This window comes from Paenibacillus sp. NPDC056722 (assembly GCF_042790635.1).
Taxonomy (GTDB): Bacteria; Bacillota; Bacilli; order Paenibacillales; family Paenibacillaceae; genus Paenibacillus_AQ; species Paenibacillus_AQ agri.
This window is the reverse complement of record NZ_JBHTYV010000028.1, coordinates 1-3,026: the sequence shown is the minus strand read 5'-3', so window position 1 is coordinate 3,026 and position 3,026 is coordinate 1. Positions and strand designations below refer to the sequence as shown.

The window sequence follows — 3,026 nt, the reverse complement described above, 5'->3', positions numbered from 1 at the left end:
CTGTCCGAGCTCCCCGAGCTCGCGCTCGACCTTGCCGAAACCGTGACCAAGCAGGCCCGCCTCGGCGAGGTCGGCCGGTCCCGCCAGCAGCACCGACCGTCCGAGCAGCCGCTACCGTTCCACGTCGACGCCGCGGCCGCCGCCGCCGAGCTCCACAACGCGCTCGTCGGCTGGGTGCGGCTGGTGTGCGAGCAGCGAGCCGTCACCTACAGCCAGACCGTCGGCGAGCCTGTCGCCTGGCTGCCGCTGCGATGGGTACCGGGTGAGTTCGTGGGACCACTGCGGCCCAACAACGCGCCTGCGCTGCAACCGCAGCCACCCACCACCGGCGAGCTCGCCCGCTGGCTCAAGCGGCACATCTACGCCCTGGCGGTCACCGAGGGCGCGAAAGAGTGCTATCCGGAGCTGCACGCGATCGCCAAACACGCGGGGCGGCTGGTGTGCCCGCCCGCGGTCGACATCGTCGTCGACGACGCCAAGATCGCCCGGGCCCGCAAGCTCTCACTGAGCGCCAGCGGAATCGCCACGCTCGCCAGGGAACTGGGGGAGGAGTACCGCAACCTCACCCGCCGGCGCGTCCACGTGCTCAAGGAAGCGGGCGAAATCAGCCCCGTCCCGGGCCCGTGGCGACCGGACTGGCCAATGCTCTTCCCAGTCGGCGAAGTCCTCGACGCGCACCTACTCATCCCCATCCGGGCCCGGCACGCCCGCGCAAGCTGAAAGGACCGACCCGACATGCGAATCGTGAACCGCGAGGAGATGCGGAGCATGCCAATCGGCACGCTGTACGCCGAATTCCACGAGGGGCAGGGATGGCCCGCCGGCCCCGACTCGATATTCCTGGGCAACAACGACCACATCAACGACTTCTATTGCACGGGCATCGGTACGCCCGAAGCGTCGAGCTCGCATGAGCTGTTCGAGCGGGAACGGCAGATGGACCAGGCGGGCGCAGCGTTCCCAGTCGACCTCGCCACCGACCGCGAAGGGCTGTACGACGACAGCCTGCGATATCTGGTCTGGGACATCGCCGATGTTGCCGCTATCGTCACGCGCACCGCTTGGTTCGACGCTGAGCAGGGTGAATGGAACGGCACCGCTCGATTCCGGATCCGCAAGGCCGATGGCACAATCCGGTGGAACGACGTCGACGAGGAGGACGCTCGGATGCTGCCGCGGCCCGGGGATACCGTCGAACGGCTCTGGGAACGCCATGAATCCGACTGGCGCGCCCACCCCGGGCCCGGCGATGGGGGAGGATCGAAGCCGTGAACGCCGAGCGGGACTGGCATGTGGAAGCTCTGCGGCTCCGGCGAGAGCGATACGCACCTGGCACTCGGGCACTCTTCGCGCTGCTCGACGGGACGTGTGCGCCGGGGACCGTGACGCGCTACTACGCGATCGGGGAGGGGCTCCTGGGGGTCACGCTCGATAACGGCGACACATGGCTTATCGCCGCCTCGCGGGCCTACGTCTTGGCGGAGGAAGAGAACGCGCTCGTCGATGGGGGAGGATCGGAGGTGTGAATGCGCGGTTGACCTTCAAGCGGCTCACGTCCACGGACGTAACCAGGTATGAGGCCGAATCCGGTCAGCTGAAATTCACGATCGCGCGTGACCAAAAAGGGTGGGTGCTGACGATCACGCCGCGCACAGGGCGAAGAGTGATCCATGAGCGCGGCGGCCGCACGAAGCGGGATCTCGAGCGCCACGCGCACAACTGGTTGGCCAAGAATCCTCCGGTCCTGCTGCAATTCCGAAAGGGTGCGGCTCCCGGTGTGTACGTGGCCGAGAACGAGCGATTCGTTTTCGAGGTCCGCCGCCGCGACTGGGAGACAGAAGGACGTCGACGGTCAGCAGAGACACGGTGGTGCCTCACAGTGCGCAAAGACGACCAGATCGAGTGCGAGGACGTCAGTTCCCTACGCAAGGACGCGTTTTCGGCGGCTGAACGGTGGCTCTCGGCGCAACTGGGCGTGCCCTATGGCCGCCCCGACGAACAGCGACGAAACCGCTACCCCACGGCGCAGACCTTCCAATAGCCGCCACCGGGCATATGGGCCCGACCTCGGGTGATCTTGTTACGGACAGGGCGTTTGCTACGCTCGGCGCGTAGCGCGTGAATTTTGTCCGCGCACATTCTCCAGACTTGCAGCGCGTCAACCCGAAACAACAGCAGTGCACATCGGGCAAGCGCATCCAACGAACTCGCGTTCCGCAGCCCGAGTCAGCGTTACTCGGGTGGTGTAGCTGCGCGCTGCAACCCCTCGTCCCAGGCCGGCCCGTCCGAGTGCCCCTGTCCACTCCGCGCCGGCCTGGGGCTGTCCCGAACCGTCGAGCACTTGCGACATTCGCCGTCGCGCAGCCCGGTTCGGGACTCATGGTCCGTAGCTCAATCGGCAAGAGCAGCCGTCTCCAAAGCGGCCGGTTCCAGGTTCGAGCCCTGGCGGATCAGCGCATCACCCCACCGAACAGGAGAACCACCATGGACACTCTCGTCCTCGAAGCCGGATCCGCTGTGCTGCACGCCGTGGACTGGAAGACCCTCGCCATCGAGCTGATCAGGGTGCTGTTCTGATGCAGCCCAGCGTCGGGCGCATCGTCCACTATCAATCTCTTGGCAGCAAGGGCGGCGAGTTCCTGCCCGAGCCACGTGCAGCGGTCATCACCGAAGTGAAGGACCGCGATCCCGTGCCCGAGCATGGCGTGCCGTATGTGGCTCTGTGCGTGCTCAACCCGACCGGCATGTACTTCAACCAGGATGTCCCGTTCGCCGAGGAACCGACTCCGGGTCACTGGAACTGGCCGCCGAGGAGCTGACCATGACGCCGCATCACCCGATCCTGCGCCTGCCCCTGTGGTGGCCGGCGTTGGGCTGCTGGCTGTTCGGGCCCTGGGGCTGAGCATGGCCACCGTGCGCGGCGGCCATGCGTTCGCAGCGTTCACCGCGGCCTGGGACGCGGACAACGACCACGCCGCAGAGGACCACCACCTGACAGAAGACCACCGCAGTAGCATCCGACGACA

At 66.8% G+C, this 3,026-nt stretch carries 5 protein-coding genes and 1 tRNA gene; all 6 read left to right on the top strand.

Annotated elements, in window-relative coordinates:
- On the top strand, positions 1 to 720 hold a 720-nt coding region (locus tag ACFRAM_RS28575; protein ID WP_379470421.1), incomplete at its 5' end, for a hypothetical protein.
- 48 nt (positions 721 to 768) lie between these two features.
- Positions 769 to 1,272 carry a hypothetical protein gene (locus ACFRAM_RS28570; protein ID WP_379470420.1) on the top strand — a complete coding sequence of 168 codons (504 nt, stop codon included), beginning with the start codon at positions 769 to 771 and terminating at the stop codon, positions 1,270 to 1,272.
- A complete protein-coding gene (locus tag ACFRAM_RS28565; RefSeq protein ID WP_379470419.1) occupies positions 1,269 to 1,526 on the top strand; it encodes a hypothetical protein in 258 nt (85 codons plus the stop codon). The genes ACFRAM_RS28570 and ACFRAM_RS28565 overlap by 4 nt, the downstream gene beginning before the upstream one ends.
- Complete coding sequence (locus ACFRAM_RS28560) at positions 1,523 to 2,041, top strand: hypothetical protein (protein WP_379470418.1); 519 nt, start codon at positions 1,523 to 1,525, stop codon at positions 2,039 to 2,041. The genes ACFRAM_RS28565 and ACFRAM_RS28560 overlap by 4 nt, the downstream gene beginning before the upstream one ends.
- A 339-nt stretch (positions 2,042 to 2,380) precedes the next feature.
- Positions 2,381 to 2,454: transfer RNA gene (locus tag ACFRAM_RS28555), tRNA-Trp, on the top strand.
- Between the two features lie 122 nt (positions 2,455 to 2,576).
- Positions 2,577 to 2,819, top strand: a complete 243-nt coding sequence (locus ACFRAM_RS28550) for a hypothetical protein (protein ID WP_379470417.1) — start codon at positions 2,577 to 2,579, stop codon at positions 2,817 to 2,819.
- Positions 2,820 to 3,026 lie beyond the last annotated feature (207 nt).

Bases quoted from the DNA above. Each gene is read 5' to 3' on its own strand.
- ACFRAM_RS28570 (WP_379470420.1), top strand. From the start codon at position 769: ATGCCAATCGGCACGCTGTACGCCGAATTCCACGAGGGGCAGGGATGG.
- ACFRAM_RS28550 (WP_379470417.1), top strand. From the start codon at position 2,577: ATGCAGCCCAGCGTCGGGCGCATCGTCCACTATCAATCTCTTGGCAGC.